At 68.6% G+C, this 26,168-nt stretch carries 26 protein-coding genes; 19 read left to right on the top strand and 7 right to left on the bottom strand.

Going from position 1 to position 26,168, the window contains the following annotated elements:
• Nucleotides 1-25: 25 nt before the first annotated feature.
• Nucleotides 26-931, top strand: a complete 906-nt coding sequence (locus QNJ30_24440; protein MDJ0946609.1) for a LysR family transcriptional regulator — start codon at nucleotides 26-28, stop codon at nucleotides 929-931.
• A gap of 68 nt (nucleotides 932-999) precedes the next feature.
• Nucleotides 1,000-1,461 carry a GNAT family N-acetyltransferase gene (locus QNJ30_24435; GenBank protein MDJ0946608.1) on the top strand — a complete coding sequence of 154 codons (462 nt, stop codon included), beginning with the start codon at nucleotides 1,000-1,002 and terminating at the stop codon, nucleotides 1,459-1,461.
• On the opposite strand, the gene QNJ30_24430 is transcribed toward QNJ30_24435, so the two are convergent.
• Nucleotides 1,458-2,369, bottom strand: a complete 912-nt coding sequence (locus tag QNJ30_24430; protein MDJ0946607.1) for a hypothetical protein — start codon at nucleotides 2,367-2,369, stop codon at nucleotides 1,458-1,460. The two genes, QNJ30_24435 and QNJ30_24430, sit on opposite strands and share 4 nt — an antisense overlap.
• A gap of 435 nt (nucleotides 2,370-2,804) precedes the next feature.
• Here QNJ30_24430 and QNJ30_24425 point away from each other — a divergent pair, with 435 nt between their 5' ends.
• The 4 genes from QNJ30_24425 to QNJ30_24410 all read left to right on the top strand — a co-directional run bounded on the left by QNJ30_24425 (nucleotide 2,805) and on the right by QNJ30_24410 (nucleotide 8,100).
• A complete protein-coding gene (locus QNJ30_24425) occupies nucleotides 2,805-3,773 on the top strand; it encodes an L-threonylcarbamoyladenylate synthase (protein MDJ0946606.1) in 969 nt (322 codons plus the stop codon).
• A 46-nt stretch (nucleotides 3,774-3,819) separates the two neighbouring features.
• Nucleotides 3,820-5,262 carry an FAD-binding oxidoreductase gene (locus QNJ30_24420; protein MDJ0946605.1) on the top strand — a complete coding sequence of 481 codons (1,443 nt, stop codon included), beginning with the start codon at nucleotides 3,820-3,822 and terminating at the stop codon, nucleotides 5,260-5,262.
• A gap of 154 nt (nucleotides 5,263-5,416) precedes the next feature.
• Entirely contained in the window at nucleotides 5,417-6,139 is a 723-nt protein-coding gene (locus tag QNJ30_24415; protein MDJ0946604.1) for a hypothetical protein, read from the top strand.
• Between the two features lie 170 nt (nucleotides 6,140-6,309).
• Nucleotides 6,310-8,100: an acyl-CoA dehydrogenase gene (locus tag QNJ30_24410; protein ID MDJ0946603.1), complete on the top strand. Its 1,791-nt coding sequence runs from the start codon at nucleotides 6,310-6,312 to the stop codon at nucleotides 8,098-8,100.
• A 15-nt stretch (nucleotides 8,101-8,115) separates the two neighbouring features.
• On the opposite strand, the gene QNJ30_24405 is transcribed toward QNJ30_24410, so the two are convergent.
• On the bottom strand, nucleotides 8,116-8,910 hold the full coding sequence (locus QNJ30_24405; protein MDJ0946602.1) for a hypothetical protein: 795 nt from the start codon (nucleotides 8,908-8,910) through the stop codon (nucleotides 8,116-8,118).
• Nucleotides 8,911-9,026: 116 nt separating this feature from the next.
• Nucleotides 9,027-9,419 (bottom strand): hypothetical protein, encoded by a 393-nt coding sequence (locus tag QNJ30_24400; protein ID MDJ0946601.1) that lies wholly within the window; start codon nucleotides 9,417-9,419, stop codon nucleotides 9,027-9,029.
• A 180-nt stretch (nucleotides 9,420-9,599) separates the two neighbouring features.
• Between QNJ30_24400 and glpK the strand changes: the two genes are divergently transcribed.
• The 8 genes from glpK (at nucleotide 9,600) to QNJ30_24360 (ending at nucleotide 17,816) form a co-directional block, all read left to right on the top strand.
• The gene (gene glpK / locus QNJ30_24395; GenBank protein ID MDJ0946600.1) at nucleotides 9,600-11,084 is read left to right on the top strand and encodes a glycerol kinase GlpK; all 1,485 of its coding nucleotides are present in this window, start codon (nucleotides 9,600-9,602) and stop codon (nucleotides 11,082-11,084) included.
• A gap of 37 nt (nucleotides 11,085-11,121) precedes the next feature.
• Nucleotides 11,122-11,472 carry a hypothetical protein gene (locus QNJ30_24390; GenBank protein MDJ0946599.1) on the top strand — a complete coding sequence of 117 codons (351 nt, stop codon included), beginning with the start codon at nucleotides 11,122-11,124 and terminating at the stop codon, nucleotides 11,470-11,472.
• A gap of 93 nt (nucleotides 11,473-11,565) precedes the next feature.
• Nucleotides 11,566-13,134: an alkaline phosphatase family protein gene (locus tag QNJ30_24385; protein MDJ0946598.1), complete on the top strand. Its 1,569-nt coding sequence runs from the start codon at nucleotides 11,566-11,568 to the stop codon at nucleotides 13,132-13,134.
• Nucleotides 13,135-13,511: 377 nt separating this feature from the next.
• Nucleotides 13,512-14,210, top strand: a complete 699-nt coding sequence (locus QNJ30_24380) for a ParA family protein (GenBank protein MDJ0946597.1) — start codon at nucleotides 13,512-13,514, stop codon at nucleotides 14,208-14,210.
• Between the two features lie 2 nt (nucleotides 14,211-14,212).
• Complete coding sequence (locus tag QNJ30_24375; protein MDJ0946596.1) at nucleotides 14,213-14,608, top strand: hypothetical protein; 396 nt, start codon at nucleotides 14,213-14,215, stop codon at nucleotides 14,606-14,608.
• A 77-nt stretch (nucleotides 14,609-14,685) separates the two neighbouring features.
• Nucleotides 14,686-15,423, top strand: a complete 738-nt coding sequence (locus tag QNJ30_24370) for a PAS domain-containing protein (GenBank protein ID MDJ0946595.1) — start codon at nucleotides 14,686-14,688, stop codon at nucleotides 15,421-15,423.
• Between the two features lie 126 nt (nucleotides 15,424-15,549).
• A complete protein-coding gene (locus QNJ30_24365) occupies nucleotides 15,550-17,292 on the top strand; it encodes a tetratricopeptide repeat protein (GenBank protein MDJ0946594.1) in 1,743 nt (580 codons plus the stop codon).
• A 257-nt stretch (nucleotides 17,293-17,549) separates the two neighbouring features.
• Complete coding sequence (locus QNJ30_24360; GenBank protein MDJ0946593.1) at nucleotides 17,550-17,816, top strand: hypothetical protein; 267 nt, start codon at nucleotides 17,550-17,552, stop codon at nucleotides 17,814-17,816.
• 219 nt (nucleotides 17,817-18,035) lie between these two features.
• Here QNJ30_24360 and QNJ30_24355 read toward each other — a convergent pair whose 3' ends face one another.
• Nucleotides 18,036-18,806, bottom strand: coding sequence for a TIGR01458 family HAD-type hydrolase (locus tag QNJ30_24355; GenBank protein ID MDJ0946592.1), 771 nt, complete (start codon nucleotides 18,804-18,806; stop codon nucleotides 18,036-18,038).
• Between the two features lie 122 nt (nucleotides 18,807-18,928).
• Here QNJ30_24355 and QNJ30_24350 point away from each other — a divergent pair, with 122 nt between their 5' ends.
• From QNJ30_24350 to QNJ30_24340, 3 genes are all read left to right on the top strand, one after another.
• Nucleotides 18,929-20,380, top strand: coding sequence for a pyridoxal-dependent decarboxylase (locus QNJ30_24350; protein ID MDJ0946591.1), 1,452 nt, complete (start codon nucleotides 18,929-18,931; stop codon nucleotides 20,378-20,380).
• Between the two features lie 324 nt (nucleotides 20,381-20,704).
• Nucleotides 20,705-21,478 carry a substrate-binding domain-containing protein gene (locus QNJ30_24345; GenBank protein ID MDJ0946590.1) on the top strand — a complete coding sequence of 258 codons (774 nt, stop codon included), beginning with the start codon at nucleotides 20,705-20,707 and terminating at the stop codon, nucleotides 21,476-21,478.
• A 492-nt stretch (nucleotides 21,479-21,970) separates the two neighbouring features.
• A complete protein-coding gene (locus QNJ30_24340; GenBank protein ID MDJ0946589.1) occupies nucleotides 21,971-22,744 on the top strand; it encodes a substrate-binding domain-containing protein in 774 nt (257 codons plus the stop codon).
• 281 nt (nucleotides 22,745-23,025) lie between these two features.
• On the opposite strand, the gene QNJ30_24335 is transcribed toward QNJ30_24340, so the two are convergent.
• The 3 genes from QNJ30_24335 to QNJ30_24325 all read right to left on the bottom strand — a co-directional run bounded on the left by QNJ30_24335 (nucleotide 23,026) and on the right by QNJ30_24325 (nucleotide 25,128).
• Entirely contained in the window at nucleotides 23,026-23,838 is an 813-nt protein-coding gene (locus tag QNJ30_24335; protein ID MDJ0946588.1) for a nucleotidyltransferase domain-containing protein, read from the bottom strand.
• Nucleotides 23,839-23,924: 86 nt separating this feature from the next.
• Nucleotides 23,925-24,164 (bottom strand): 4Fe-4S dicluster domain-containing protein, encoded by a 240-nt coding sequence (locus tag QNJ30_24330; GenBank protein ID MDJ0946587.1) that lies wholly within the window; start codon nucleotides 24,162-24,164, stop codon nucleotides 23,925-23,927.
• Nucleotides 24,165-24,309: 145 nt separating this feature from the next.
• The gene (locus QNJ30_24325) at nucleotides 24,310-25,128 is read right to left on the bottom strand and encodes a GGDEF domain-containing protein (protein ID MDJ0946586.1); all 819 of its coding nucleotides are present in this window, start codon (nucleotides 25,126-25,128) and stop codon (nucleotides 24,310-24,312) included.
• A gap of 442 nt (nucleotides 25,129-25,570) precedes the next feature.
• On the opposite strand from QNJ30_24325, the gene QNJ30_24320 reads away from it, so the two are divergent.
• Together QNJ30_24320 and QNJ30_24315 are read left to right on the top strand one after the other, a co-directional pair.
• Nucleotides 25,571-25,834 (top strand): hypothetical protein, encoded by a 264-nt coding sequence (locus QNJ30_24320; protein ID MDJ0946585.1) that lies wholly within the window; start codon nucleotides 25,571-25,573, stop codon nucleotides 25,832-25,834.
• Between the two features lie 15 nt (nucleotides 25,835-25,849).
• The gene (locus tag QNJ30_24315) at nucleotides 25,850-26,155 is read left to right on the top strand and encodes a YdeI/OmpD-associated family protein (GenBank protein ID MDJ0946584.1); all 306 of its coding nucleotides are present in this window, start codon (nucleotides 25,850-25,852) and stop codon (nucleotides 26,153-26,155) included.
• Nucleotides 26,156-26,168 lie beyond the last annotated feature (13 nt).

The following is a 26,168-nucleotide window of genomic DNA, read 5'->3' as shown; positions in this document are numbered from 1 at the left end:
GCCGATGTTTTAGATATCACTGAAAATGATATCTGTGAAGTACGACCTCAACCTGCTGCGGATCTTCGATCTACTGATGGCGGAGCGCAACGTCACCGGCGCCGCCAGACGGATCGGCGTGACCCAGTCGGCGGTCAGCGGAGCGCTCTCGCGTCTGCGCGATCTCTTCGGCGACGAGCTCTTCGTTCGGGCGCGCTATGGCGTTGTGCCGACCGAAAAGGCCTTGTCCCTGGCGCCGGCGGTGGAGCAAGCCCTTCAGCTGCTCGACCAGGCCGTCCTCGAGACCAGGGATTTCGATCCCGCCCGGGCCAGGCGGAGCTTCACCATCGCGGCCAGCGCCTACTTCGAATGCCTGCTGGTGCCGCAGCTGATGGCGCGCGCGTGTCGCGAAGCGCCGCAGGTTCGCCTGACGGTCACGCCGCTCGCCGCCGATCTGGACCCCGGGGACCTCGCGAGCGGCCGCGTGGATCTCGCGCTGGGCCGCTTCACCGAGCCCTCGGAGAATTTGGTGGTCAGCGAGGTGATCGACGACGGCTTCGTCTGTCTGATCCGGCGCCGGGATAGCCCCGACACGACGCGGCTGTCGAAGGCCGGCTTCACGCGGATGCGGCATGTCGTGGTCTCGCCGCCGGGTGTCTGGCGCACCGGCCTGTTCAAGCTGCTCGACGACAAGGGTCTGAGCCGGGAGGTCGCCCTGCGGGTCTCGCACTTCCTGGCGGCGCCGCTGGTCGTGGCGCAGACCGGCTACTGCGCCACCCTGCCGCGCCGCATCGGCCTGCTCTTCAAGGCAGACAGACGGTTTCGGATCCTCGAGCCGCCGGTCAACCTGGGCCGCTTCCCGATGCAGATCGCCTGGCACCCGCGCCGCCGCCGCGACCGGGGCCACGCCTGGCTGCGCAATCTCGTCCGGGAGATCTGCGCAGCGCTGTGAGAGGCGCAGACGGTCGCAAGCCTCGAAGAGCCCTAGCTCGGCGCGGCAGCTCCGGCTAACCTGCAATCATGGTTCTACTTTTCCGATCGGCTGCTCAATCTGAGCGCGAGGCGGTCAAGCGAGTCCTGCGCAGCGCCTTCACCGCCTATGTGCGCAGGCTCGGGCGGGAGCTGTCGGACAGCTACGACTGGCTCGAAGCGGCGATCCTGGACGGGCGCGTGCATGCCGGGGTCGAGGACGGCCGGATCGTCGGCGCCGTCGTCACCGAGCGCGGCGACGACGGGCTCTACATACGCTTGATTGCCGTCGACCCGGAACGTCAGGGGAACGGCATCGGCAGCCGGCTCCTGGAGCGAGTCGAGGAGGCCGCACGCGCGGAGGGCCTGGCCGCCCTCTCCCTCCATACCGCCGAGATCATGGACGACCTCCTGCGCCTCTACCGCCGCCACGGATTCCGGGAGGTTGGGCGCGAACCACCGGATCACGGGAAGGACGCAATCCTGCGAGTCCGCCTGCAAAAGAAGCTCTAGGAGTGCGTAAGCGTCCGTCCGGCGACGGGACGGCCGCCCCAGAGCTTTGCTTCCGGTGGCGCCTCGACCGTCTCGAAGCGAAGACCCCGCAGGTCGATCAGCTCTTCCGGCTCAACTGGCCCGCGCCGCGAGTCGAGCGCGGCGCGATAGAGTCGGCCGGTCTTGGCGTAGAGCAACTCACCGGTCTGCGACCAGTCGGCCCAGTTGCTGCGGCCAAGGTCCAGAACGACCTCGCCGCTCGGCCCGACAACGGCATGCTCGATCAAATACCACGGGCCGTCGCGTTCCCTTATGCCAAGGAGGCGCATCTCCAGGGTCAGGCGGCCCTGGGCCTTCGCCCAGATTATCGGCTCTGGATAGGTGATCCATCGGCTCGCCGTTCCCTTATTTTCCTGCCATCTCCCTTTCTGCCGAAGGACCCAGCCGTCACGCGCAAGCCGAGTCGAGACTATGGGATCGTCCTCGCCCCAGCCGGGGCATGCGCCGAAAGGCTCGACCTTGACCTTGCCTGGGAGCCGGAAGCCCTCTGCAAGCCTCATCTCATCGGCCCGATGGTTCAGGAGGAGCGTGCGTTCGTTGCGGAACAGGCCACCGCCGCCCCAGCAGTCGCCTTTTGGCCACATGGCCAGCGCCGTCAGGAAAGGCGGCCGGCTCACCGCTGTCCAGGAATGGTGCGGACTCCGATGCTTGGCCGCGAAGTAGACCAGCTTTTCGCCCGAGGGCGTCAGGTCGCAGCGCTGCTCATAGATTCGGCCCTTGAACCACTGCCCGGCCTGAAACCTGTGGGTCTTCGTATCCCAGCGGACAAGCAGCACCTGCTTCGAGGGACCGCGTCGGAAGACCACCGCCACCGGCGCCTTGCGCGCGACGATAGCGTAGAGACGGGTGCTCGGGGATGATGGGTTCACCTGCGGCTCCTCGAAGGGCTTTCGATCTGGACGGACTGCCAGCATCTAATGAACCACAGTGCCAGCTGTGGAACGACTAACGCCGGAGGGACAGACGGACTCCATGCGGACATAGCGCCCTACAGGGGCCGGCCCCCTGGAGTTATCCACCATTGCCAGATCGCGTGCCCTTGATTTCTGCAACCGGGAAGCGCAGAATCGCAGGACGTGGCCGGTCGAACCGGTGACGCTTTAGCCGCCGCAATACCCGTGCGGTGACTCCGGAGCGCCTCACAACCGCGGGTGGGGAACATCCGGGTAGAGAAAAGAGTAATGCGGGAGCCGCAGACAGGGTCGGTCGGCTCCCGCTTTCCGTTTGCACCTCTTCTCTCCGAAAGCCGCGCTTTTCCGAAGCGGCGCCTTCGGTAAACTCGCCGCCATGTCTGGGGCCAGCCAATGACCGGCGAGAGGCGGATCCGTCGCGCCGACGAGGCCGCGATCGCGGAGGCGGCCGGGATCCTGCGCGCCGGCGGCCTGGTCGCCTTTCCCACCGAGACGGTCTACGGCCTCGGCGCCGACGCGACCGACGACGCGGCGGTCGCCGGCATCTTCGCCGCCAAGGACCGGCCCAGCTTCAACCCGCTGATCGTCCACGTCGCCGATGCCACCGCCGCCGCCGGCCTTGTCGTCTTCACGCCCGAAGCAGAGGCCCTGGCCGCGGCCTTCTGGCCGGGCGCCCTGACCCTGGTCCTGCCGCGCCGCGCGGATTGCAAGATCTCCCTGCTCTGCAGCGCCGGGCTCGACAGCCTGGGCGTGCGGGCGCCGGCGCATCCCGTGGCGCAGCGCCTGCTCGCCGCCTGCGGCCGGCCCCTGGCCGCGCCCAGCGCCAACCGCGCTGGCCGGATCAGCCCGACCACAGCCGCCCACGTCGCGGAGTCGCTGGGCGCGCGGGTCCCCCTGATCCTCGACGGCGGGCCCTGCGCGCTCGGCCTGGAGTCCACGGTCCTGGACCTGACCGGTCCGCGGCCCGCGCTGCTGCGGCCCGGCGGGATCACCGAGGCGGTGATCGAGGCCGTCGTCGGCCCCCTGGGGCAGGCCAATGCGCGGGGAGCCGAGACGCCCCGCTCGCCCGGGCAGCTGGAAAGCCACTACGCGCCGGGCCGCCCGCTGCGCCTGGAGGCCACGAGCGCCGGACCGCACGAGGCCCTGCTCGCCTTCGGCCCGAAGGCCCCGGAGGGGGCGGCGGTGACGGTCAACCTCAGCCCGAGCGGCGATCTCACCGAAGCCGCCGCTCGGCTCTTCGCCGCTCTGCACGAGCTCGACCGCCCGGAGCTGGAGGCCATCGCGGTAATGCCGGTTCCCGAGCAAGGTCTGGGCCGGGCGATCAACGACCGCCTGCGCCGCGCCGCCGCGCCGCGTCCCTAGCTTTGCGCGCTGGCACCGCGCCTTGCTTGCCCCTAGACTCCTGTCCATGGACGACGTCACGCCGAAGCCTCGGGACTACGCGGAATTGCGCGAAGGCATCGCCGCCGTGGTCGGTGACAAGGGCTTGGTCCAGGGCGAGGAGGCCTTGGCCCCCTTCGTCGCGGACCAGCGCGGCCGCTACCGGAGCCGCACGCCCTTCGTGGTGCGCCCGGCCGACACCGCAGAGGTCGCCGAAGTGGTCCGGCTCTGCGCCGCGGCGCGGGTGCCCATGGTCCCGCAAGGCGGCAACACCGGCCTGGTCGGCGGCGGCATCCCCTTCGAGGCCGGCGAGGAGGTGGTGATCAGCCTCGGCCGGATGAACAGGGTCCGCGATCTCGACGCCGCCAACTTCACCATCACGGTCGAGGCCGGCTGCATCCTGCAGCAGGTCCAGGCCGCGGCCGAGGCCGCCGGTCGGCTCTTCCCGCTCAGCCTCGGCGCCGAAGGGACCTGCCAGATCGGCGGCAACCTCTCGACCAACGCCGGCGGAGTCCACGTGCTGCGCTACGGCAACACCCGGGACCTGACCCTGGGCCTGGAGGTCGTGCTGCCCGACGGCCAGGTCTGGGACGGCCTGAGAGGCCTCAGGAAGGACAACACCGGCTACGACCTGAAGCAGCTCTTCGTCGGCGGCGAGGGCACCCTGGGGATCATCACCGCCGCCGTCCTCAAGCTCTTCCCGCGGCCGCGCCGGACCGCCGTCGCCTTCGTCGGGCTGGCCGAGGTCGAGGCCGCCCTGGCCCTGCTCGGGCGCTGCCGCGCGGCCAGCGGCGACGCCCTGACCGCCTTCGAGCTGATCCCGCGGCTGGGACTGGACTTCGCCCTGAGGCACGTCGCCCGCACCGTCGACCCCCTGGCCGAACGGCATCCCTGGTACCTCCTGATCGAGGCCGCCAGCGGCCGCGACGACGACGACCTGCAGGCGGCGATGGAAGACGTCCTGATGACGGCGATCGAGGACGGCCTGGCCCGGGACGCGACCGTCGCCCATAACGAGGCGCAGGCGCGGAACTTCTGGCACATCCGCGAGGCCATCGTCGAGGCGCAGAAGCACGAGGGCGGCTCGATCAAGCACGACGTCTCGGTGCCGGTCTCGGCCGTGCCGGCCCTGCTCGCCCGGGCCCTGCCCCTGGTCGAGAGGATGCTGCCCGGGGTCCGGCCGATCCCCTTCGGCCATGTTGGCGACGGCAACATCCACCTCAACCTGAGCCAGCCCGAGGGCGGCGATCGCGAGGCCTTCCTGGCCCGCTGGGACGAGGTCAACCACGCGGTCCACGACCTGGTCCAGGCCCTGGGCGGCTCGATCAGCGCCGAGCACGGCCTGGGCCGCATGAAGCGGGACGAGGCCGCCGAACGCAAGCCGGCGGTGGAGGTCGCCATGATGCGCGCGGTCAAGCGCGCCCTCGATCCCCACAACCTGATGAACCCGGGCAAGGTGGTGGACATCTGAGCGCTGCCAGCCCGGGCGCCGCTTCCTTTCTTGACACCGATTCTCCGCTTAACTCCGAGATGGTCGCAGGCTAGCTTGGCGCCCGTCGCTGCGAGGTTCAGCGTTCGGCCGCACCGCCGGTGCCGCCCGTCAGCCGAAGTGGGGAGGTTCCGGTATGCGGTCGATCCAGGGAACGCTGGCGCTGCTCGCGGTCTTGGCGCTCTTGGCGGCCCCGGCCTGGGCGGAGAATCTCGCCCAGTCGGGCGGCACCAGCGCGACCGACGCGGACATCGACCGGCGGCTGCGGTTCCTGGAACAGCGCCTCGACGACAGCAAGCTGCACGGCCAGATCTGGTGGTACGGCTGGCTGGGCATCAACAGCGGCGCCATGGTCGCGGGCGGCTTGACGGCAGGCCTGTCCGACGACAACGACGACACCGTGAAGAACGCGACCAACGCGGCCAAGGCCGCGATCGGCTTGACGCGCATGGCGATCAATCCCCTGGAGGCCCGCTTCGGCGCGGACAAGGTCCGCGACCTGCCCGAGGCGACTCGCGAAGAGAAGCTCACGAAGCTCCGCGCCGCCGAGGACCAGCTGAAGCGCAACGCGGAGCGCGCCGACCGGCGCTGGTCGCTCGCCCGCCATGCCGGCAACGTCGCGATCAACGTGGCGGCCGGGACCTTCGTCGCGCTCCGCGGCGAGACCGGCCATGCCTTCGAGGTCGGGGTCGGCGGCTTCATCGGCGGGCTGGCCTTCATTCTCACCGAGCCCTGGGGCCCCGCCTCGGACTGGGAGGACTACCAGGCGCTGACCGGCGGCGATAGGAGCAGCATCGACGTCTTCGTCTCGACCCTGCCCGAAGGCGGCGGCACCCTGAACCTGCGATACCAGTGGTGATCCGGGGCCAAGCCTCCCGGAATGGGAACGGGCACCTAAGCCGAGTGCCCCTGCCGGCCCCGAAGGGCCAGATCTTCGAATCGACCCGCCTTTAGGCCGCGCCTTCGATTGCAGGGACCCGGGCCGGGGTCTATCTTCCGCCTGAGTTCCCGTTTTTCCGAAGGAAGGCCATGAGCGACTACGCCGCCCCCATCGCCGATATGCGTTTCGTCCTCAACGAGATCGTCGGTCTCGGCGAGATCGCCGAACTGCCCGGCTACGAGGAGGCAACGCCGGACCTGGTCGACGCCGTGCTGGAGGAGGCCGGCAAGCTGGCCGCCGAGCAACTGGCGCCGCTGAACCACAGCGGCGACCGCGAGGGCGCGGTCTACGAGAACGGCGTGGTGCGCGCGCCCGGCGGCTTCAAGGCGGCCTACCGCCACTACGTCGAGGGCGGCTGGAACGCCGTGCCCTTCGAGCCGGACTACGGCGGCCAGGGCCTGCCCTGGGCCCTGACCTCGGCCCTGCAGGAAATGTGGAACGCCTCGAACATGAGCTTCGCGCTCAACCCTCTGCTGACCCAGGGCGCGGTGGAGCTGCTGCAGTCCCACGGCTCGGAGGCGCAGAAGGCCGCCTATCTGCCGAAGCTGATCTCGGGCGCGTGGACCGGGACCATGAACCTGACCGAGTCGCAGGCCGGCTCGGACGTCGGCGCGCTCAAGACCCGGGCGGTGGCCCAGGGCGACCACTACCTGATCTCGGGCCAGAAGATCTACATCACCTGGGGCGAGCACGATCTGACCGACAACATCATCCACATGGTCCTGGCCCGCACCCCCGAGGCGCCGGCCGGCACCCGCGGTATCTCGCTCTTCATCGTCCCGAAGTTCCTGCTCAAGGAGGACGGCACGCCGGGCCAGAGAAACGACCTGCGCTGCGTCTCGATCGAGCACAAGCTGGGCATCCACGGCTCGCCGACCTGCGTCATGGCCTACGGCGACGGCGGGGCCTGCGTCGGCTACCTGGTCGGCGAGGAAAACCGCGGCATGGAGTACATGTTCACCATGATGAACAACGCCCGCCTGGCGGTGGGCGTTCAGGGCCTGGCGATCGCCGACCGCGCCTACCAGCACGCCCGGGCCTATGCCCGCGATCGGGTGCAGAGCAAGGACATCGCCGGCAGCGACGGCCCGGTGCCGATCATCAAGCACCCGGACGTGCGCCGCAGCCTGATGACCATGAAGGCGCTGAACGAGGCCATGCGGATGCTGGCCTACGCGGCGGCCGGCGCGCTGGACCGGGGCAAGCGGCACGGCGACGAAGCTCAGCGACGGCGGAATCAGGCCGTGGTCGACCTCTTGACGCCGGTGTCCAAGGCCTGGTGCACCGATCTCGGGGTCGAGATCGCCTCGCTGGGCGTGCAGGTCCACGGCGGCATGGGCTTCATCGAGGAGACCGGCGCGGCCCAGCACTACCGCGACGCCCGCATCGCGCCGATCTACGAAGGCACCAACGGTATCCAGGCCCTCGACCTGCTGGGGCGCAAGCTGCTGCGCGACAAGGGCGCGGCCGCGCGCGGCCTGATCGAGCAGATGCGCGACAGCCTCAACGCCCTCACGGCCGCGCCCGGCGAGGACCTTCGGGCGGTCCGGGTCGCGCTCGAGCGCGGGCTGGACACCCTGTCCTCGGCGACCGGATGGATCGTCGAGGCGGGGGGCCGCGACATCCGCTTGGCCGCGGCCGGTGCCAGCCCCTACCTGCGGCTCTTCGGCACGGTCGCGGGCGGCTGGCTGATGGGCCGGGCCGCGGTGGCCGCGGCGGGCAAGCTCGGCCAGGCCAACGGCGACGGCGCCTTCCTGGCCACCAAGATCAAGACCGCGCGCTTCTACGCCGACAACGTCCTGCCCCAGGCCCAGGCCCTGGCCGCCATGGTCACCGAGGGCGGCGCCTCGACCCTGGCGGTCGACGAGGACCAGCTCTGAGAATGCAGGCCGGGATCAGGCGTACTCCTCGTCCAGGTCCTGGAGCCTCAGATTGCGGCGCAACCCCCGAATGCCGAAGACGATCAGGAAGCCGTAGGCGGCGACGCGGGTGAGGAAGGCGGTCCAGGACTCCACGACCGGGATCAAGGTCCGGGAGGGATCCTCGCGCGCGTAGACGATCTCGATGGTGCTGCCCGCTTCGTAGTCGCGAAGGATGGAGTGCGGCACGCTCTTCTCGGCGACGACGATTTCGCCCCGCTCGGTCTGGAAGCGGTAGGAAACGAACTGGCCGCGGTCGTCCTTGCTCTCCGTGTCGCGCGCGGTCCACTCCTTCTCGATGACGGCCATGGCCCGGACGCCGCCGGTCCGCAGCGCCAGATAGTCGGCAGCCGAGATGAGCAGCATGACCATCGCATAGCTGCCATAGGCGGCGCCCAGTGCGAAAACCAGGATCGACCCGAGCTGCCCGAGCGGGGTCTCGGCGTCTCCCTCGCCCTCCTCCGGGATTCCGGCCAAGAGCCTGCGGTACAGGCCCCGGAGTCCGAGGAAGACCAGCACCAGGCCGCCGAGAAACAGGCCGACCGTCATGAGCCATGCGGAGGGATCTGCGAAGAAGTCGAGCCTCCCGCTGTGGGTTTCGGCGAAGACATCGTTCAGGCTGGTCCCCGACGCGCCGATTTCTTGGTCGAGCACGAACTGGAAGGTAAGCATGGTCAGGATCGAGAACCCGCCGGAAAAGGCGAGAAAGCCGCCGACGACGGTCAGGATCAAAGCGACGGCGATACTGATCAGGTAGCGAAGGACGGGCACGGCGGCAGGCTCCTCTATCGAGGGTTGCAAGCTAGCCATCCGCTTCCTGAAGATTTGGTTGCGCCGAGGGCACGCGCGGGTGAAGGCGCCGGAAAGCGAAAAGAGACCGCAGCGCCTCAGCCGCAGGTGCCGCTTCGCCGACCGGGATAGGCGAGCTTCTTGGCGAGCTGCCGGATCATGACTTCGGCCTCTGCGTCCTCGAGTTCGGAGAGCAGCCCGGGCCCGACGTGCCCGGTTTCCAGGCGGATGAACAGGCTCCGCAGGGCATGGGACATCGCCAGGGTCCCCGCCCCGAGCAAGGCGAAGCCGAGCAGCCAGGAAAGAAGGATGACGATAGGGTCGTGCTCGACGATGGGAACGCTGCCGCCGAAGGAGATCTTGGCGCCGAAGAGCTCGCCGTACAGCCCCATGACCGCCAGAATGCCGCCCCCGGCCAGGGCCAGGCCGTAGCCGGCCAGGGTCAGGCAAAGGCTTGCAAAGATTCCAAAGGCATAGCGCAGACGGCCCATGGGCCGGAATCCCCCCGTTGGACGGGGTCCAGACTAGAGCGAGAGGCTTAACGTTCCGATTACGACCCGGCGGCCGCGCCGGCGGGTGGCGCCCGCCACCCGCTTGATCTTTGCCGGTACCGCTTCCAACATGCCTCGCAGCCAGAAAAACAAGACCCTTCCGGGGAGGCCCGCTTTACCATGACCAGCATCCTTGCGCTCGACCAGGGAACGACCTCGACCCGCAGCATCCTCTTCGATTCCAACGGCCGGGCCCTGGGCCAGGCCCAGATCGAGCTGCCGCAGCATTTCCCCCAGTCCGGCTGGGTCGAGCATCAGCCCGAGGACATCTGGCGGGACAGCGTGGCCAGCCTGAAGGGCGCCCTGGACCATGCGGGCCGCAGCGTCGACGAGGTCGCGGCCATCGGCATCACCAACCAGCGCGAGACGACGGTGCTCTGGGACCGCGAGACCGGGGAGACCCTTCACCGGGCGATCGTCTGGCAGGACCGGCGCGGCGCCGCCATCTGCGACCGTCTCAAGGCCGAGGGCCTGGAGGACCTGATCCGCGAGCGCAGCGGCCTGCTCGCCGATCCCTATTTCTCCGGCAGCAAGATCGCCTGGCTGCTCGACAACGTCCACGGCGCAAGAAAGCGGGCCGAGGCCGGTAGGCTCGCTTTCGGCACCATCGACTGCTTCCTGCTCTGGCGCCTGACCGGCGGCAAGGTGCACGCCACCGACGCGACCAACGCCGCCCGCACCATGATCTACAACATCCATCGCCAGGATTGGGACGACGACCTCCTCAAGGCGCTGAACATCCCGCGCCAGATCCTGCCAGAGGTCCTCGACAACGACGCCGAGTTCGGAATCGCCGAGGCCGGGCTGCTGGGCCGGGCGATTCCGATCACCGGTATGGCCGGCGACCAGCAGGCCGCGACCATCGGCCAGGCCTGCCTGAAGCCGGGGATGATGAAATCGACCTACGGCACCGGCTGCTTCGCCCTGATGAACACCGGACCGGAGGCCGTGGCCTCGAAGCATCGCCTGCTGACCACCATCGCCTACCGCCTGAACGGCGTGACCACCTATGCGCTGGAGGGCAGCATCTTCGTGGCCGGCGCCGCGGTCCAGTGGCTGCGGGACGAGCTGAAGCTGTTCCAGTCGGCGGGCGAGACCGAGGCCCTGGCCCAGGCCGCCGATCCGGGCCAAAGGGTGATCCTGGTGCCCGCCTTCGTCGGCCTGGGCGCGCCCTATTGGGACGCCCACGCCCGGGGCGCGATCTTCGGGCTGACCCGGGCGAGCGGTCCCGCCGAGCTGACCCGCGCCGCGCTGGAGGCGGTCTGCTTCCAAACCCGCGACCTGCTGGAGGCCATGGAAGCGGACGGCGCCGAGGCGCCGGTCGCCCTGCGCGTCGACGGCGGCATGGTGGTCAACAACTGGCTGCTGCAGTTCCTGGCCGATATCCTGGGGGTTCAGGTCGAGCGGCCGGTGGTCACAGAGACCACGGCCCTCGGGGCCGCCTACCTTGCCGGCATCAAGGTCGGAATCTGCGGCGATGCCGAGGAAATCGCCGCCCTTTGGAAATCCGAGGCCCGCTTCGAGCCACGGATGGAGGCGGCCGAGCGCGACGCGCTCTACCGGGGCTGGACCGAGGCCGTCGCCCGGGTGCGCAGCGAGGATTGAAGCCCGGAGCGCCGACAGCGGCCGGGAGCGCCCCAAGGTGAACGAAGCCGTCAAGGCAATGCAAAGGCAGGTCTGCGCGCGCTACGGCGCGGTCTATTTCCCCAGCCCCGCCAGCCTGAAGATCGGGATCGCCGAGAGCGTGCGCAGCGGCGAGCTTCCGCTTCACGGCCTGCGCCGGCCGCCGGAGGCGGACAGCGCGGGCTGGTACATCTGGGCTGGCGAGTACTCCGAGGCCGAGGACTTCTTCAAGCCCCTGCACATCAGCCACATCGAGACCTGGACGCCCCTCGCCCTCAAGTTCCTGGGACTGCCGCCGGGCTGGCGCTTCCTGGTCACTCCCGACTACGAGAACGTCTGGTACGACGAGGCCCTCTGGGAGGCAGAGTAGGTCACCGTGGCCGCCGGCTTCCGCAAAGCTGCTGTCACGCTGATCTGCTAGACTCTCTCCAGATCGTCAACCTTGGCAGCCGAGGACCCAGGCATGACGGACCGGCCGCGACGCAACGTGCTCTTCATCACAGCCGACCAATGGCGCGGCGACAGCCTCTCGGCTCTGGGCCATCCCTGCGCCGCGACCCCTCACCTCGACGCCCTGGCGGCCGACGGCCTGCTGTTCCGCAACCACTTCACCCAGGCCAGTCCCTGCGGGCCGGCGCGGACCTCGCTGCTGACGGGGCTCTATCAGATGAACCACCGCTCGGTGCAGAACGGAACCCCGCTCGACGCCCGCCATTCGACCCTGGCGCTGGAGGCCCGCAAGGGCGGCTACGATCCGATCCTCTTCGGCTATACCGATACCAGCCCGGACCCGCGCCTGCGGCCGCCGGGCGACCCGGCGCTGCTCAGCTACTCCGGGATCCTGCCGGGCATGTCGGCCGGCTGCGCCATGGGCGAGGATCTCCTGCCCTGGCGGCGCCACCTCAAGGCGCGGGGCTTCGACATCCCCGAAAGCCCGCTCGACATCTTCAAGGCCGCGGGCCATTCGGCGGCGGCGGACGGCAGCTTCACGGCGCCGCACACCGTCTTCTCGGCCGAGGAAAGCGACACCGCCTTCATCGCAGACCAGGCGCTGCACCATCTCAGCCTGCCGGCGCGGGACCCCTGGTTCCTCCACCTGGTGTTCCTGCGCCCGCATCCGCCCTTGATCGCGCCGCAGCCCTACAACACCCTCTGCAACCCGAAGGACGTCGCGGCGCCGCGCCGGGCCGAGAGTGTGAAGCGGGAAGCCGAGCAGCACCCCTATTTGGCCCATCTGCTCGCCCAACAGAAGACAATCGGCTACTACGCGGGCCACGAGACTTCGATCCAGACGCTGGGCGAAGACCGGGCCCGGGAGCTGGCGGCCACCTACTACGGCCTGATCGCCGAGGTCGACCATCAGGTCGGCCGGATCCTCCGCTTCCTCGAGGACAGCGGCCAGTCCGACGACACCCTGATCATCTTCACCAGCGATCACGGCGAGATGCTGGGCAACCACTGGCTCTGGGGCAAGGAGGGCTACTTCGACGACGCCTTCCGCATCCCTCTCATCCTGCGCGACCCCCGTCCCGAGGCCACAGCGGGCCGTGGCCGGATCCTCGACGCCTTCACCGAGGCGGTCGACATCGCGCCGACGGTCCTCGACTGGCTCGGGCTCGAGGTGCCGCCGGCCTACGACGGCCGCTCGCTGCTGCCCTTCCTGGAAGGCGAAGCGCCGGCGGCCTGGCGGGAAGAGGCCCATTGGGAGTTCGATTTCCGCGACCTTCTCGACGGCCGGGCGGAGGCGGCGCTCGGCCTGACCAGCGACGAGTGCAACCTCAACGTCATCCGCGGCCGGCGCTACAAGTACGTCCACTTCGCCGCCCTGCCGCCGCTGCTCTTCGACCTCGAGGCGGATCCCGGCGAGACCCGCAACTTGGCGCAGGACCCGGCCTACCAGCCGATCCTGCTGGAGATGGCGCAAAGGATGCTGAGCTGGCGGATGGTTCATGACGAACGGGTCTTGACCAACACCCTCCTGACCGCCGAGGGCATCGTCGAGCATCGCGGCCCGCGGCAGCGCCGGGTGTAACGATCCCGCCACGCCGCGGCGCGCGGACCAGCCCTCCGAAAGGCCTCAACCCGGCGGTAAGGTTTTGGCGCGCCGGTGCGAAGCCTGCGCCGAATCAAGTGCGCACGACTATTAGGCTTGATGAATCCTTTCCGCCTGTAAAGAAATTCTTCTTTTATACTGCACGCCGACATGTAACGCCCCGAAGACCAACTGCGATCTATCGTTAACCCATATTTCACGACCTTTGTGTTCAAATTTGCCGACCGCTCAGAGACTTCGCCTTTCCTTAACTTAACGGCGATTGTTTTTGGGCCCGGGCCGGGTCCGCAAGGGACTCGGCACGAGCGCAAGATCGATCACAGCGATTGCTGATGATGACCAGGAGATACAGGTAAATGCTAGTTCTGGCATTCGCTTCGCAGAAGGGCGGTTGTGGCAAGACCACGCTGGCCGCACACGTCGCGGTTCAAGCCGAGCGAAGGGGCGCGGGTCCGGTCGCGGTGATCGACACCGACCCGCAGGGCAGCCTCGCCGACTGGTGGAACGAGCGCGTCGACGACTATCCGGCTTTCGCCCACACCTACGTTTCCCGGCTGGTCCAGGACCTCCACCGGATGCGCAGCGCCGGCGTCAAGCTTCTGGTCATCGACACGCCGCCCGCGATCACCAGCACCATCGAGCAGGTGATCCAGGTCGCCGACCTGGTCGCCATCCCGACCCGGCCCAGCCCGCACGACCTGCGCGCCGCCGGTGCGACGGTCGATCTGGTCGAGTACTGCAACAAGCCGCTGGTCTTCGTGATCAACGGCGCCACGCCGCGGGCGCGGATCACGGCTGAAGCCGCGATCGCGCTGTCCCAGCACGGCACGGTGGCGCCGGTGACCCTGCACCAGCGCACGGATTTTGCGGCCTCCATGATCGACGGCCGCACGGTGATGGAACTCGACGAGAACTGTCCCTCCGCCGTCGAGATCGCGCAGCTCTGGGACTACCTGGCCGACCGCCTGGACAAGCTCTCGGCCAGCGCCGGCCAGGAGCATGGCCTGCGCCAGGGCGGCCTCCATCCCGGCATGCGCGCCGGGACCGTGAGGTAGCCATGAAAGCCGCCCGTCTCAGCAGCGACCACGTCGTCCGAAAGGGCGCTTCGGCACGCCGCCAAGCGGCGGCGCCCAAGGTGGTGCGTCTGGAGGACAGCGAGCTCTGGGCCCGTAAGGTGGCTGCTCTCCGGCAGGCCGAGACCTCGCGCCGGAAGGCACCGGACCGAGAAGCCGCGGCAGCGCGGGCGGACGCCCGGCCCGACGGCGACGTCCGGCTCTCCCTGCGGGTGGATGGCGCGGCGCATCGCCGCCTCAAGCTGATCGCCGCCTGCCGGCAGCAGAGCCTGCAGGAGATCCTGGCCAGTGCTGTGGAGACCTACCTCCGCGATGCCGGACCCGAGACGCTGAGCGAGCTGACGGCCCTTCTGTCCGGCGATCACGGGGAGGAGTCCTGACGCCATGCCCGGATCGCGCCCAAAGGCCGCCCGCAGGGCGGTGCAAACCCAAAGCTCTGGCACGTAGAGATCCAGTGATGGACGAGAAGCACCTCCACCAGCACGGCACGGAGCCGGTGTCGGAAGAACATCAGGACGAGTTCGAGGACGACGCCGCAGAAGGCGCGGCTTCGCTGATCGGCATGCGAATCCGTCGGCGCTCCCGGCGCGGCGGCCAGCAGGGTTTCGCCAACCCGGCCCCGCCGCGGGCGCCCGCCGCCCCGCAGGCCGGCGCTCCGGCGGCCCGCGGAGCCCAGCCGCAGCCGGCCACTCAGCCGGCACCGGCGGCCCCGCGTCCGCAGACCCAGGGTCCGATGGTTCAGGCCCCCGCAGCGACGCCCGGCGCCCAGATGCGCCCGCAGGACATCGTCCGCTATTGGGATCAACTTCGGCAGGGACGCCGCTTTCCGTCTCGGGGCGATCTCGACGCCGCCGAGATCGGCCGGCACTGGCCAAACTCGATGCTGGTCCGCCGCAATCGGGACAACAAGGGCTGGCAGCTGGAAACCCAGTTCTCAGGGGGACTTCAGGGTGGATCCAACGGCTCTGCCATGAGCAAGGGCTCAGGGGCGGAGTGTGCATCCATGGTCACCGAGTGGATCCTTTCCTTGGGTCGCGAGGTGGCGACCCTAGGCAAGCCGCTACAGGATACCGAGGTCTTTCCGACCTCCGTCGGCGAGGTCCGCTACAACGTGATCGCTCTTCCTTTGAGCGAGAACCAGAGCGAGATCGACCACGTCCTCTATCACCTCGTACCGGCCAACGACGACCAGTAGACGCGTAGAGGACGACGCCATGCACGCTTCAGCGCCCTGGGAGACGCGCAGACCGGCAACTCGGCCGCACGCCAGCCGAGCCGCCGGACAGAACGCCAGATTTGCCCAGAACCAGGACCAAGACAGATGAAAAAGCCGACGCATCAGCGCATTTCCAAGATAGCGTTGCTCACCTGCCTGCTGACGCTGGCCGGCTGCGCAACCGGAGAAAACTCTCGCCAGGCAAATGCCCCGGTCAAGGCCGAGGACAAGGCGGCGCAGCTCGTGGGCTATTGCCAGCGGCTCCAAAAGGAAGGTGACCTGGCCAACGCGGCCGGCTTCTGCGATCGGGCCTTGGAATACGATCCGACCAACAAGGTCGCGCTTCTGAGCCTCGCCCGGATCCTCGAGCAGCGGCGGGCGCCGCGCGAGGCGGCCCAGGCCTACCGCGCCATGCTCGTGCTGGAGCCGGAGAACGCGGAAGCCCGCTATGGCCTGGGCAAGACCTACGTGGCCCTGGAACAGTACAACCTGGCGCGCGAGCAGCTCGAGTTGGCCTTGCAGATCCAGAAGGACCCTCGGATCTACAACACCCTCGGCGTAGTCCACGACCAGCTCGGCGACCATGTCGCGGCCCAGGAAGTCTATCGCCGCGGGCTGGGCAGCGACTCCAGCAACATCCCGCTGCGCACCAACCTGGGACTGTCCATGGTGCTCAGCGGCCAGCACGCCTCCGGCCTGCAGATGCTGCGCGAGGTCTCGGCCTTGCCGGCCGCCGGCCCCGACACCCGCCAAGCCCTGGCCTTCGCCTATGCCATCGCCGGGGACATGGCGGCCGCCGAGGAGACCGCGCTGATCGACCTGCCGCAGGATGTCGCCCGCGCCAACCTGGCCTATTACGAGGGCCTGCGGGAAGCCGGCGTCGGGGACCCGCCGCCGCCGCCGCCGACTCTGGCCGAGGCGATGCCGAGCGACGAGATGCCGATGCCCGACCTCGACCTGGAGGACCCGACGTCGGTGCCGCTCTTCGATCCGGAGGTGGCGACGGCCATTGCCCTGGCCGACGCCGAGGCCGCCCAGCGGCCCTGGACCGAATGGGGCCAGTTGCCCGACTACGGCGCGACGGTCGCCCAGCTTCAGACGCTGCACGGCAACCAAAAGGACGAGCCCGAGCAGCCCTGGGCCCTGGCCGAACAGAGCCCGGCCGAGGGGCAGCAGTTGGCCATGGCCGACTCTGGCGTCAGCGACGCCACCGCCGCGCCGGTCGATTCGGCCGCCCTGCCCGAAGCCGGCGTCGACGACCCCTATCTCTCCAGCCTGGAGAAATTGCTCGCCGAGCTGCCGCCGGAGAACGACGGCATGGAGGGCGGCATGATGGAGTCCATGGAAGCCGAGGCCATGCCGGGCATGCAGGAGCCGCCCGCCCCCTCGCCCGCGCCCATGATGGCGGCGGAGCCGAAGATGGCGGCGGAGCCAAAGATGGCGGCGGCCCCCGAGACGAGCCCCGGGATGGCCCAGCCGGCTCCGGCCACGGCGTCCGACGAAGCCAAGAAGCCCGAGATGCAGATGGCCGAGACCAAGCCGATGGCCAGCACCCCGGCCAAGGGCAGCAGCTTCTACGCCGTGCAGCTCGGCTCCTACCGCAGCCCCGAGCAGGCGGCCAAGGGCTGGATGCAGCTCCAGTCCAACGCCGGCGACCTGCTGGGCAGCATGGACCCGGTTTTCACCAAGGCTGACCTGGGCGCCGAGAAGGGGATCTTCTACCGCCTCCGGACCCAGCCCAACGCCCGGGCCTCCGCCAAGGAGCTTTGCGGCGAGCTCTCCAAGCGCGGCATCGACTGCCTGGTGGTCAAGTCGGAAGCACCGAAGCCGGACGTCACCTCCGGCTGAGCCAAGCGAGACAAAGCCAAGATCACGGAGACGGCCGTCCGGTTTCCGGGCGGCCGTTCGCTTTTCCGCCGCCTCCGGCGCGGGGCCTCCGCCGGGCATCGCGGCCCGGCAATGGCGCGCAAACGCCACAATTTCGCGAATATTGCCCGAGTTTTACTTTGTCTTAACAGATATCCATTTGAAATAGCAAAATACTTTCCCATATAAGCTGATGCTTATTGAAAAAGACAAGAAAATAGATTGAGGCGCGCAAAGACATGACCAAGTGGAGAGAGGAAGACCAAGGCGAGTTGAGCGGGCCGGGACGGGCCTCGGTGCTCTGGGATGCGACCTGGCGCGTGCGCCGCAACCTCGCGGCAGCCCTGGCCGAGCTGCGCAGCAGCCAACAGGACCGGGCCTTCTTGGCCACCCATCACGGGCTGGAGGCCGCACCGGCCGAGGACAGGGTGACCGCCACGGCGGTCTGCCGGGCCGAGCCCTGCAGCCCCCGCCGCCACGGCCCGCCGCCGGTTCCCGGCCTCTAGACCGCGACAAAGATCCCGTCGAAACGGAGGGCGGTCCGCAAAGGGCCGTCCTTCTGCTTTCCAGCGCCAGCGCCCTTCCCGATCAGACGCCTTCGCGTCTGGCCGGATGTCGTGCCCTGGAGCAGCCGGCGTTCATTCGAACGCAGACAAGCTGCTCTATCTATATGAAATAGGTCAAATTATCTGCACTCAACTGAGTCCAATTGAGCGCAGTTTGATCTAGCCCGCCTCGAGCAGTGCCGGCAGCTCGGCGAAGCTGGCGACCCGCCGGTCGGGCCGGATCCGCGGGTGGTCGCGGTCGGCCGCGGTGAACTTGCCGGTCTCGACCTGGATCGCGACCAGACCGGCTTCCTGGGCGCCGCCGATATCGGCTTCGAGGTCGTCGCCGACCATGGCCACCGCGGCGGCCTCGAGCCCCAGGTCGGCCAGGGCCAGCTCGAAGAAGGCCCGCGCCGGCTTGCCGACGACCAGGGCCTCCCGGCCGCTGGCGTATTCCAACGCCGCCACGAAGGGCCCGAGGTCGAGCGCGATCTCGGCGCCGCGCCGCGAGACACGGTTCTTGTGTAGGGCGATCAGCCGGGCGCCGTCGCGCAGGTAGCCGAAGAGGCGGTTCAGCCGCTCCCAGGTGAAGTCCCGGTAGAGGTCGCCCAGGACCACGGCCTCGGGCGCTTCGTCGACCAGCTCGAAGCCGGCGAAGTCCTCGGCCAGCGCCGGCGTCGCCGCCAGGTGCAGGCGCCGCAGCCCCTCGGTCGCCAGCGCCCGGGCCGCGGCGACCGGCGGCGTGAAAATGGTCTCGACCCCGAGCGGGATGCCCAGACCGGCCAGACGCCCCGCGATCTCGCGCCGCGGCCGGGTCGTGGTGTTGGTCAGCCCGCGCAGCGCCAGCCCGCGCCCCTGCAAGGCCCGCACCGCCTCGGCCGCGCCCGGAATCGCCGCGTCCTCCTGGTAGAGCACGCCCTCCAGATCGAGCAGCAGTCCCTCAAGCACCATCCGCCTCTCCACGGGCAAGAAAGCGATCGCCGAAGATTCTAGCGCATCGACGCGGAGTCGGTCGTCCTTGCCTCGACCGTATCGCGCCGTAATCTGACGTCCGGCAGCGAGGGAGACGGGGCTTGGCGTTCGAGGACATGGAGATCGAGGCGTTCCGGCGGCAGGCCCATGCCTTCGCCGACTGGATGGCCGACTACCTGGCCGGGGTCGAGGCCTATCCGGTGCGGGCCCAGGTCGCACCGGGGGAGATCGCGGCCAGGCTGCCGGTCGGCGCGCCCGAGCGGGGCGAGCCGATCGAGGCGATCTTCCAGGACTTCCAGGACCTGGTCCTGCCCGGCATGACCCACTGGCAGCACCCAGGCTTCTTCGCCTACTTCCCGGCCAATTCCAGCCCGCCCTCGGTCCTGGCCGAGATGCTGACCGCGACCCTGGCGGCCCAGTGCATGCTCTGGCAGACCTCGCCGGCGGCGACCGAGATGGAGACCCGGGTCCTGGACTGGCTGCGCCAGCTTCTGGGCCTGCCCGAGGGCCTGCAGGGGGTGATCCAGCATACCGCCTCGGACGCGACCCTGGCCGCCCTGCTGGTCGCGCGGGAGAAGGCGAGCGGCTGGCGGACTAACGAGGCCGGCCTGGCCGAGCTCGGCGCCGAGGGCCTGCGGCTCGCGGTCTACGTCTCCGAGGAGGCGCATTCCTCGATCGAGAAGGGCGCCAAGATCGCCGGCTACGGCCGCGCCGCGGTGCGCAAGATCGCCTGCGACGAGGCCTTCGCGATGCGGCCCGAGGCCCTGGCCGCCGCCGTCGCCGCCGACCGGGCGGCCGGCGTCACCCCGGCCTGCGTGGTGGCGACGCTGGGCAGCACCGGCACCGGCGGCGTTGATCCGCTGGCGCCGATCGGTGCGCTCTGCCGGCGCGAGGGGATCTACCTCCACGTCGACGCCGCCTGGGCAGGCTCGGCTTTGATCCTGCCGGAGCAGCGCTGGATGATCGAGGGCATCGAGGCCGCCGACTCCGTCACCATGAACCCGCACAAGTGGCTGCTGACCAACTTCGACTGCACCGCCCACTGGGTGCGCGACGCCGAGGCCCTGAAGCGGACCTTCGCCATCAACCCGGCCTACCTGACCTCGGCCGAGACCGGCGCGGTGATCGACTACCGCGACTGGGGCGTGCCCCTGGGCCGGCGCTTCCGGGCGCTCAAGCTCTGGTTCGTGCTGCGCGCCTACGGCGCCGAGGGCCTGCGGGCGATGATCGCCGACCACATCGCCTGGGCCGAAGAGCTGGCCGAGGAGGTCGCGGCCCATCCGGACTTCGAAATCACCTCGCCACCGGCCCTCGCCCTCTTCTCCTTCCGCTACCGGCCGCGGGGCCTGGACGAAGAGGGCCGGCTCGACGCCCTCAACGAGGCGCTGCTGACCCGCCTCAACGACTCCGGCAAGCTCTACCTGACCCAAAACCGGGTCCGCGGCCGCTATGCGATCCGCTTCTCCGTCGGCGCCCGCACCACGACGCGGGACCATGTCACGGCGGCGTGGCAGGTGATCCGGGAGACGGCGGCGGCGCTTGCCGGGGCTTGAGACCCGAGCCGCCGGCGGTCCCAAGAAGATTCCGCGGGACTTTCCGCACCGCCCGCGCCGGCACATCGAGGGCCAGACGACCCGACGTGATCGACTTCACAGAGTCCGGCATGACTTTCTGCGCCACCGCTGTTTCAAGTAAAGTTTGACATTCACTCGATGTCGATTAGTGGATAATCGCCGATTTAACCGGCGGTTAGCTCGGATCTCTATACTTCCATCCATCGGTTGCAGGAACCGATCGACGCCGGGCCCGCGCGGGCCTTGGCGGGTCACCGGACCCGGGGCATCGCGCCTTTGGCCAAGAAGATGGAGTGGAAAGGCATGATCCGACGCAGCTTGCTGGCCCTTGCGGCCGCCGTCATGGTCCTCGGCAACGGCGTGCAGCCGGGCCAGGCGGAGGAGCTCTCGGTCGCCAGCTCCACCACCGTCGCCAACGCCGTCCTGCTGCCCTACAAGTCGCAGATCGAGAAGCGGACCCGGCTCCGGCTCGCGGTCGACGCGGTCGGCAGCGGCAACGGCGTGCTGGCGCTGATGCAGGGCCGCGCCCAGATCGCGGCGATCTCCGCGCCCCTGGCCGACGTGGTCCAGCGGCTCAACTCCAAGAGGCCCGGCTCGGTCGACGGCCGCAGCCTGCAGCAGCACGACATCGGCAGCACCAAGGTGGCCTTCGTGGTCCATCCCTCGAACCCGGTCAAGGACCTGAGCTTCGAGCAGATCGCCGACATCCTGGCCGGGCGGATCACCCTGTGGAGCGAGCTCGGCGGGATCAACATGCCGATCCGGGTGATCTCGGAGCCGCGCGGCGGCGGCATCCGCACCATGGTCGAGAAGACCATCGGCGAATGGGGCGACGTCCTGACCAAGACGCACACCATGCAGAGCGCCTCGCTGGTCGCCTTCGCCGTCTCGCGCATGCCCAACGCCATCGGCATCGCGAGCCACACCACGATCGACAACAACGTCTTCGTCCTGAACTCCGACCGCGTAATCGAGCAGCCCCTGTTCCTGGTCACCCGCGGCGACCCCGACGCCCGCATGAAGAAACTCATCGAGGTCGTGCGCGCCATGTCGCTCGGCAAGAAGGCCGGCGCCTGACCGAGCACCAAAACCGAAAGCCCAAGAAAGCGAAGACGAGGGAGAAGCAAGACCAAGGAGGAACGAAGCCAAGGAGGAGGGGCCGCGGCGGAAGAGCTTGCCGTCGCGGCCTTGTCCTTGCCGTGATCGTAGCGCAAGCACTTTCCATCAACCCCTGTGTCTTCAAAGATGGGGAAGAGAGCCTCCGGGCGGCCAGCGCCGAAGTGGGATCACCTCTATCTGGGGCGGTACGGCGACTCCAGCCGTAACCCTGGATCAACGAACTTGCATAAGTTCCTCAATGGATTAACTGGCCACATCTTGAGGCGAAGCTTGAAGAAGCTGACTATCGCCAAACCATAACGTGTAGTGTTTCCGAAACATTTTAACGGCATCTTCAGTGCTGATCGGCGATCCTCTGATCACCGGCGGTTCCAGGGCGAACGGCTTCAACACCAAACCCATTCCGAAACGGGACGGCACCAAAGTCCTTCAGAGCTGGAGGTAAAGATCATGATCTGGCGAGGGCTGATCACGGCGGTGGCCGCATTTCTGGTTCTCCTTGGCGCGACCGAGCGCGGCGATGCCGCGGAGACATCGATCGCCAGCTCAACCACGGTCGCGAACGCGGTTCTGCTGCCCTACAAATCGCGGATCGAGACGCTTGCCGGCATCACGCTGAACGTGCGCTCCATCGGAAGCGGCAACAGCGTCCTATCCCTGCACCGGGGAGAAGCGGATGTCGCGGCTGTCTCGGCACCCTTGGCGGAGGTTGTCCGGAAGCTCAACACCAAGAACCCGGGAGCGGTGGACGGGCGAAAGCTGCAGGCGCACGACATCGGCAAGACCAGCGTGGCCTTCATCGTTCATCCCTCCAACCCGGTCAAGGAGCTGACCTTCGAGCAGATCACCGACATTCTGGCCGGGCGAATCAAGTTCTGGAGCCAACTGGGCGGCCCGAACATGGAGATCGAGATCATCGCCGAGCCGCAGGGCGGTGGAATCCGGACCATGGTCGAAAAGACGATCGGCGAATGGGGTGACGTCTTGGCCGTTTCGAAGTTCGTGCAGTCCGGCAACCAAGTCGTATTCGCCGTCTCGCAGTTGCCCAATGCCATCGGCATCGCGGCAAGCGCAGCCGTCAACAACAGCGTCTTCCCACTGAGATCCGACCGGATCATCGAGCAGCCGATGTTCTTGGTGACACGGGGCAAACCCACTGCCGTCCAAGAAAAGCTGATCGAAGCCGTGCGCTCGATCCTCACCCGCGACAACGCTGGTTCCTGAGTCCCCGGCTCCCTGGACTGCAAGACGAAAGAAGACGCCATCACCAAGCCCCTACAGACTGAGTGGAGGGCAGCAAGTCTAGGCCTGTCGTTCCTTCCTTCCACTCGGCCAACCGGCGGCTGTCGATACGGTCTTGCGTGACCGATCGGAAGACGCTGAAGCCCGGTGTCACAGCATGCTAGAACAGCCTGCGTTGATTCGAACGCAGATAAGCTGCTCTATTTATATGGAATAGATCAAATCAGCTGCGCTCAATTGATTTCAATTGAGCGCAGTTTGATCTAGGCGCTGACGCCGGCCCAGCGCCGGAAGAAGGCGTCCACCGCTTCGAGGTCCGGCGGCCTGGGCGGCAGCGACTGGCAGAAGCCCTCGGCGGCCTCGAGCGCCGCCAGGATCCAGGCGTCGAGGGCCGGAATCGGCGGCGCCTCGCCCAGCTCCGGCGTGGCGGCCTTTTCGGCGATCAGCGACTCGGCCGCGGCGACGAAGTCGGCGGATAGCGACTGCCCGGCCATCAGCTCCTGGAAGTTCATCGGCGGCAGGCTTTCGTGCCGGCGCAGCCAGCCGATCGCCAGCAGGGCGCGGAGGATGTAGAGGTACTTCTTCCGCTTCACGCGGTCGCGGCCCTGGAAGCCGCGGCGCCAGTGGCCGCCGGCGATGTTCCGGTAGTGATGGGCCAGGGCCCGCCGCGCGTAGTGCGCCTCGGCCAGGCCGGCCAGGGCCGCTCGGAAGCCGTCGCGGTCGCGATAGACGACGGGCGAGCGCAGCCATTCGTAGAGCGGCGGGTTGGACTTCATCAAGAGGCGCAGCGCCTTCCTCAGGTCCCAGCCGTTGACGTCGTAGTCGTCCAGGATCGGCCGGTCTATCACGTCCCGCGCCTCGCGGACCGAGAGGTACCAGGCCGGCGGATGGCGGTAGACGAAGCGGGCGTCGTAGTCGCTGTCGGGCGAGGCGAAGCCCCAGGCCCGGGAGCCCGACTCGACGGCGAAGAGGATTTCCACCCCCTCCTCCGCCTCGATCGCGGCCAGTCGGCGCTCGATCTCGGCGCGGGCCTCGGTGTCGACGCCGATGGCGGCGGTGTCATCTGAAGCGATCATGGCTTGGTCTGCGCTCCGGTCGGCGGCGTCGGGCTGAAGCGCACCTCTGCAAAGCCTGCCTGGAGTCCGGAAGAGCCCGGAGTGGCCTAGGCCGCGGCCTCGGAGTTGGAACGCAGGGGACAGGCGGCCAGGCAGGCGCCGCAGCCGTCGCAGATCGTCGGGTCATGCTCCGGGTGGGCGTAGCCGCCGGCGAAGCTGCGGAAACGGATCGCCCCGGCGCTGCAGGCCTCGGCGCAGGCCCGGCAGCGCAGGCCCTGCATGCCCAGGCAATCGTCCTTGAGCCCGAGGAAGGCCCCTGCGACCTCGCTGACGCCCTTTACCGACATCTCAAATCGAACCCGCTGCAAATGAAATCCAGTCTCAATAAGACCCGAGTAGGATGGCGGCGTCCTTGAGCTGAGTCAAATCGCGCGAGAAGGACTCCGGCGTCATTCCGGCGCCTCTGCGCCGGGCCGGAGGTCTCGGAAGGCCTCAGGCCGCGGAGGCGGAGAGCCGATCGGCAGCCTCGGCCTGTCGCAGGAGGGGTGCCAGATCGTCGATCGGGGCCTCGCAGAGCACCGGGCCGCTGAGGCTCATGGTGATCTCGAGCAGGGCCTCGCCGAAGACGAAGCCGTCGGTCATGATCTCGCGGACGCGCTCCGCGACCAGCACCGCGTCGTCATAGCCGTTGCGGACTTCCATCAGGATCGCGAAGTCCGTGCCGCCGAAGTGGGCGACGACGTCGCTGCTCCGGAGCGAGCCGGTCAGCCGCCCGAGAAGGGCCTTGTAAATCTTCTCGACCTTGGCGAGATCGAAGCGGTCCTCGCAGTCCTCCAGCCCGTGCAGGGAGAAGGGAACCAGGGCCACGAAGAGGCCGCTGCGCTGGGCCCGCGCCACCGCCTGGTTGACCAGGTCGATCAGCAGCGCCTGGGTCGGCAGGCCCGTGAAGTCGTCGTAGAGCGCCCGGCGGATGCTCTGGGCGTCGAGCGGCCGGCGCGCCAGGGCGGCGCCGACCGCCTGCCGCAGGCCAGAAAGGTCCCCGACGCCCCGGAAGGCAACCAGGGGCGCCCGGTGATCGAGCAGCAGCGCGTCAGGCGCCGCGCCGCGGCCCAGGGCTTCGAGATCGAGCAGCAGCAGGTCCCAGGCCTGGGCCTCGCAGGCGGCCGCGGCTTCGGCAAGGCTCGAGCGGCTGCGGATCTCGAGCGCCGGCAAGGGAGCCTGAGATGGCCGGTCCGCGCACAGGCTCTCGGTGACCCGCCGGACCAGGTCCGCTTCGCTCGCGACCAAGAGGATCTGCCTGGAACTCTGCACGCGCAGAGGCTCCCATTTGGTATTACTCCAAAGGATAGAATTGCAGAGACTCCCTACCAGCCCCTTAACGCTGACGGGTGGAGGCCCAGGGCCGGCGCGCGGACCCGCGCCTCGAGCCGGGCGCCCGCCGGACGCCGCGGTTCCGGCCGTGCTCGGCGCCGCGTCCCAAAAGCGAAAGCCCCGCCGGGGAGGGGGGCGGGGCTTTCATCTTGGTCTTAGGGAGGGAGGGAGGGGAGCGCGTTGCGCTCCGTGGATCAAACTAAGCCTCCATGGTTAAGAAAGAGTAAAGGGACGCCGCCCGTTTTGCAGGTTTTTCACCCAGCGCCGAAGCCGGCCAAGCGGCCTCGAAACCCTTGGAAAAGCGATCCTTTATGGCGGGCTTCGGCCCGACGCGATGGGAATGCAGAAGGACGTTCCCATAGAATAAGGTAAACTTTCTGCCATGGCCGACGACTTTCCGAAGGTCGAGAGCAGAAGCCGCGCGGCGTGGCGGGCTTGGCTCGTCGAGCACCACGGGCAAGCCGACAGCATCTGGCTGGTCAGCTTCAGGAAGGGCTCGCCCCACCACGTTCCCTACGATGACATCGTCGAGGAGGCGCTCTGCTTCGGCCGGGTGGACAGCCTGCCCCGCGCCCTCAACGGGGACCGGACCATGCTGCGGCTCTCGCCACGAAAGCCGAAGAGCGCCTGGTCGAAGGCCAACTAGGAACGGGCGCTCAAGATGATCGCTGCGGGCCAGATCACCCCTGTGGGGCTCGCCGCGATCAAGGCGGCCAAGGCGAACGGCGGCTGGACCAGGCTCGACGCCGTCGAAGCCTTGGCGGTCCCCGCCGACCTGGCCGCGGCCCTTGCCGGCCGCCCGCCGGCCGCGTCCAACTTCGAGGCCTTTCCGCGCTCGGTGAAGCGGGGCATCCTGGAGTGGATCGCCCAGGCAAAGCGACCGGAGACGCGGGCCAGACGCGTCGAAGAGACTGCGCGCCGAGCCGCGCGGAACGAGCGGGCCAATCAGTGGAAGCCCCGGCGATGAGGGCGCCGCCGCC

It is taken from the genome of Kiloniellales bacterium (assembly GCA_030066685.1).
Lineage (GTDB): Bacteria > Pseudomonadota > Alphaproteobacteria > Kiloniellales > JAKSBE01 > JAKSBE01.
This window is presented reverse-complemented; position numbering and strand designations above follow the sequence as displayed.

Bases quoted from the DNA above. Each gene is read 5' to 3' on its own strand.
- QNJ30_24345 (MDJ0946590.1), top strand. From the start codon at position 20,705: ATGATCCGACGCAGCTTGCTGGCCCTTGCGGCCGCCGTCATGGTCCTC.
- QNJ30_24420 (MDJ0946605.1), top strand. From the start codon at position 3,820: ATGGACGACGTCACGCCGAAGCCTCGGGACTACGCGGAATTGCGCGAA.
- QNJ30_24410 (MDJ0946603.1), top strand. From the start codon at position 6,310: ATGAGCGACTACGCCGCCCCCATCGCCGATATGCGTTTCGTCCTCAAC.
- QNJ30_24375 (MDJ0946596.1), top strand. From the start codon at position 14,213: ATGAAAGCCGCCCGTCTCAGCAGCGACCACGTCGTCCGAAAGGGCGCT.
- QNJ30_24440 (MDJ0946609.1), top strand. From the start codon at position 26: ATGATATCTGTGAAGTACGACCTCAACCTGCTGCGGATCTTCGATCTA.
- QNJ30_24330 (MDJ0946587.1), bottom strand. From the start codon at position 24,164: ATGTCGGTAAAGGGCGTCAGCGAGGTCGCAGGGGCCTTCCTCGGGCTC.
- QNJ30_24380 (MDJ0946597.1), top strand. From the start codon at position 13,512: ATGCTAGTTCTGGCATTCGCTTCGCAGAAGGGCGGTTGTGGCAAGACC.
- QNJ30_24320 (MDJ0946585.1), top strand. From the start codon at position 25,571: ATGGCCGACGACTTTCCGAAGGTCGAGAGCAGAAGCCGCGCGGCGTGG.
- QNJ30_24400 (MDJ0946601.1), bottom strand. From the start codon at position 9,419: ATGGGCCGTCTGCGCTATGCCTTTGGAATCTTTGCAAGCCTTTGCCTG.
- QNJ30_24355 (MDJ0946592.1), bottom strand. From the start codon at position 18,806: ATGGTGCTTGAGGGACTGCTGCTCGATCTGGAGGGCGTGCTCTACCAG.
- QNJ30_24360 (MDJ0946593.1), top strand. From the start codon at position 17,550: ATGACCAAGTGGAGAGAGGAAGACCAAGGCGAGTTGAGCGGGCCGGGA.
- QNJ30_24370 (MDJ0946595.1), top strand. From the start codon at position 14,686: ATGGACGAGAAGCACCTCCACCAGCACGGCACGGAGCCGGTGTCGGAA.
- QNJ30_24415 (MDJ0946604.1), top strand. From the start codon at position 5,417: ATGCGGTCGATCCAGGGAACGCTGGCGCTGCTCGCGGTCTTGGCGCTC.
- QNJ30_24365 (MDJ0946594.1), top strand. From the start codon at position 15,550: ATGAAAAAGCCGACGCATCAGCGCATTTCCAAGATAGCGTTGCTCACC.
- QNJ30_24335 (MDJ0946588.1), bottom strand. From the start codon at position 23,838: ATGATCGCTTCAGATGACACCGCCGCCATCGGCGTCGACACCGAGGCC.
- QNJ30_24435 (MDJ0946608.1), top strand. From the start codon at position 1,000: ATGGTTCTACTTTTCCGATCGGCTGCTCAATCTGAGCGCGAGGCGGTC.
- QNJ30_24315 (MDJ0946584.1), top strand. From the start codon at position 25,850: ATGATCGCTGCGGGCCAGATCACCCCTGTGGGGCTCGCCGCGATCAAG.
- glpK (MDJ0946600.1), top strand. From the start codon at position 9,600: ATGACCAGCATCCTTGCGCTCGACCAGGGAACGACCTCGACCCGCAGC.
- QNJ30_24425 (MDJ0946606.1), top strand. From the start codon at position 2,805: ATGACCGGCGAGAGGCGGATCCGTCGCGCCGACGAGGCCGCGATCGCG.
- QNJ30_24385 (MDJ0946598.1), top strand. From the start codon at position 11,566: ATGACGGACCGGCCGCGACGCAACGTGCTCTTCATCACAGCCGACCAA.
- QNJ30_24340 (MDJ0946589.1), top strand. From the start codon at position 21,971: ATGATCTGGCGAGGGCTGATCACGGCGGTGGCCGCATTTCTGGTTCTC.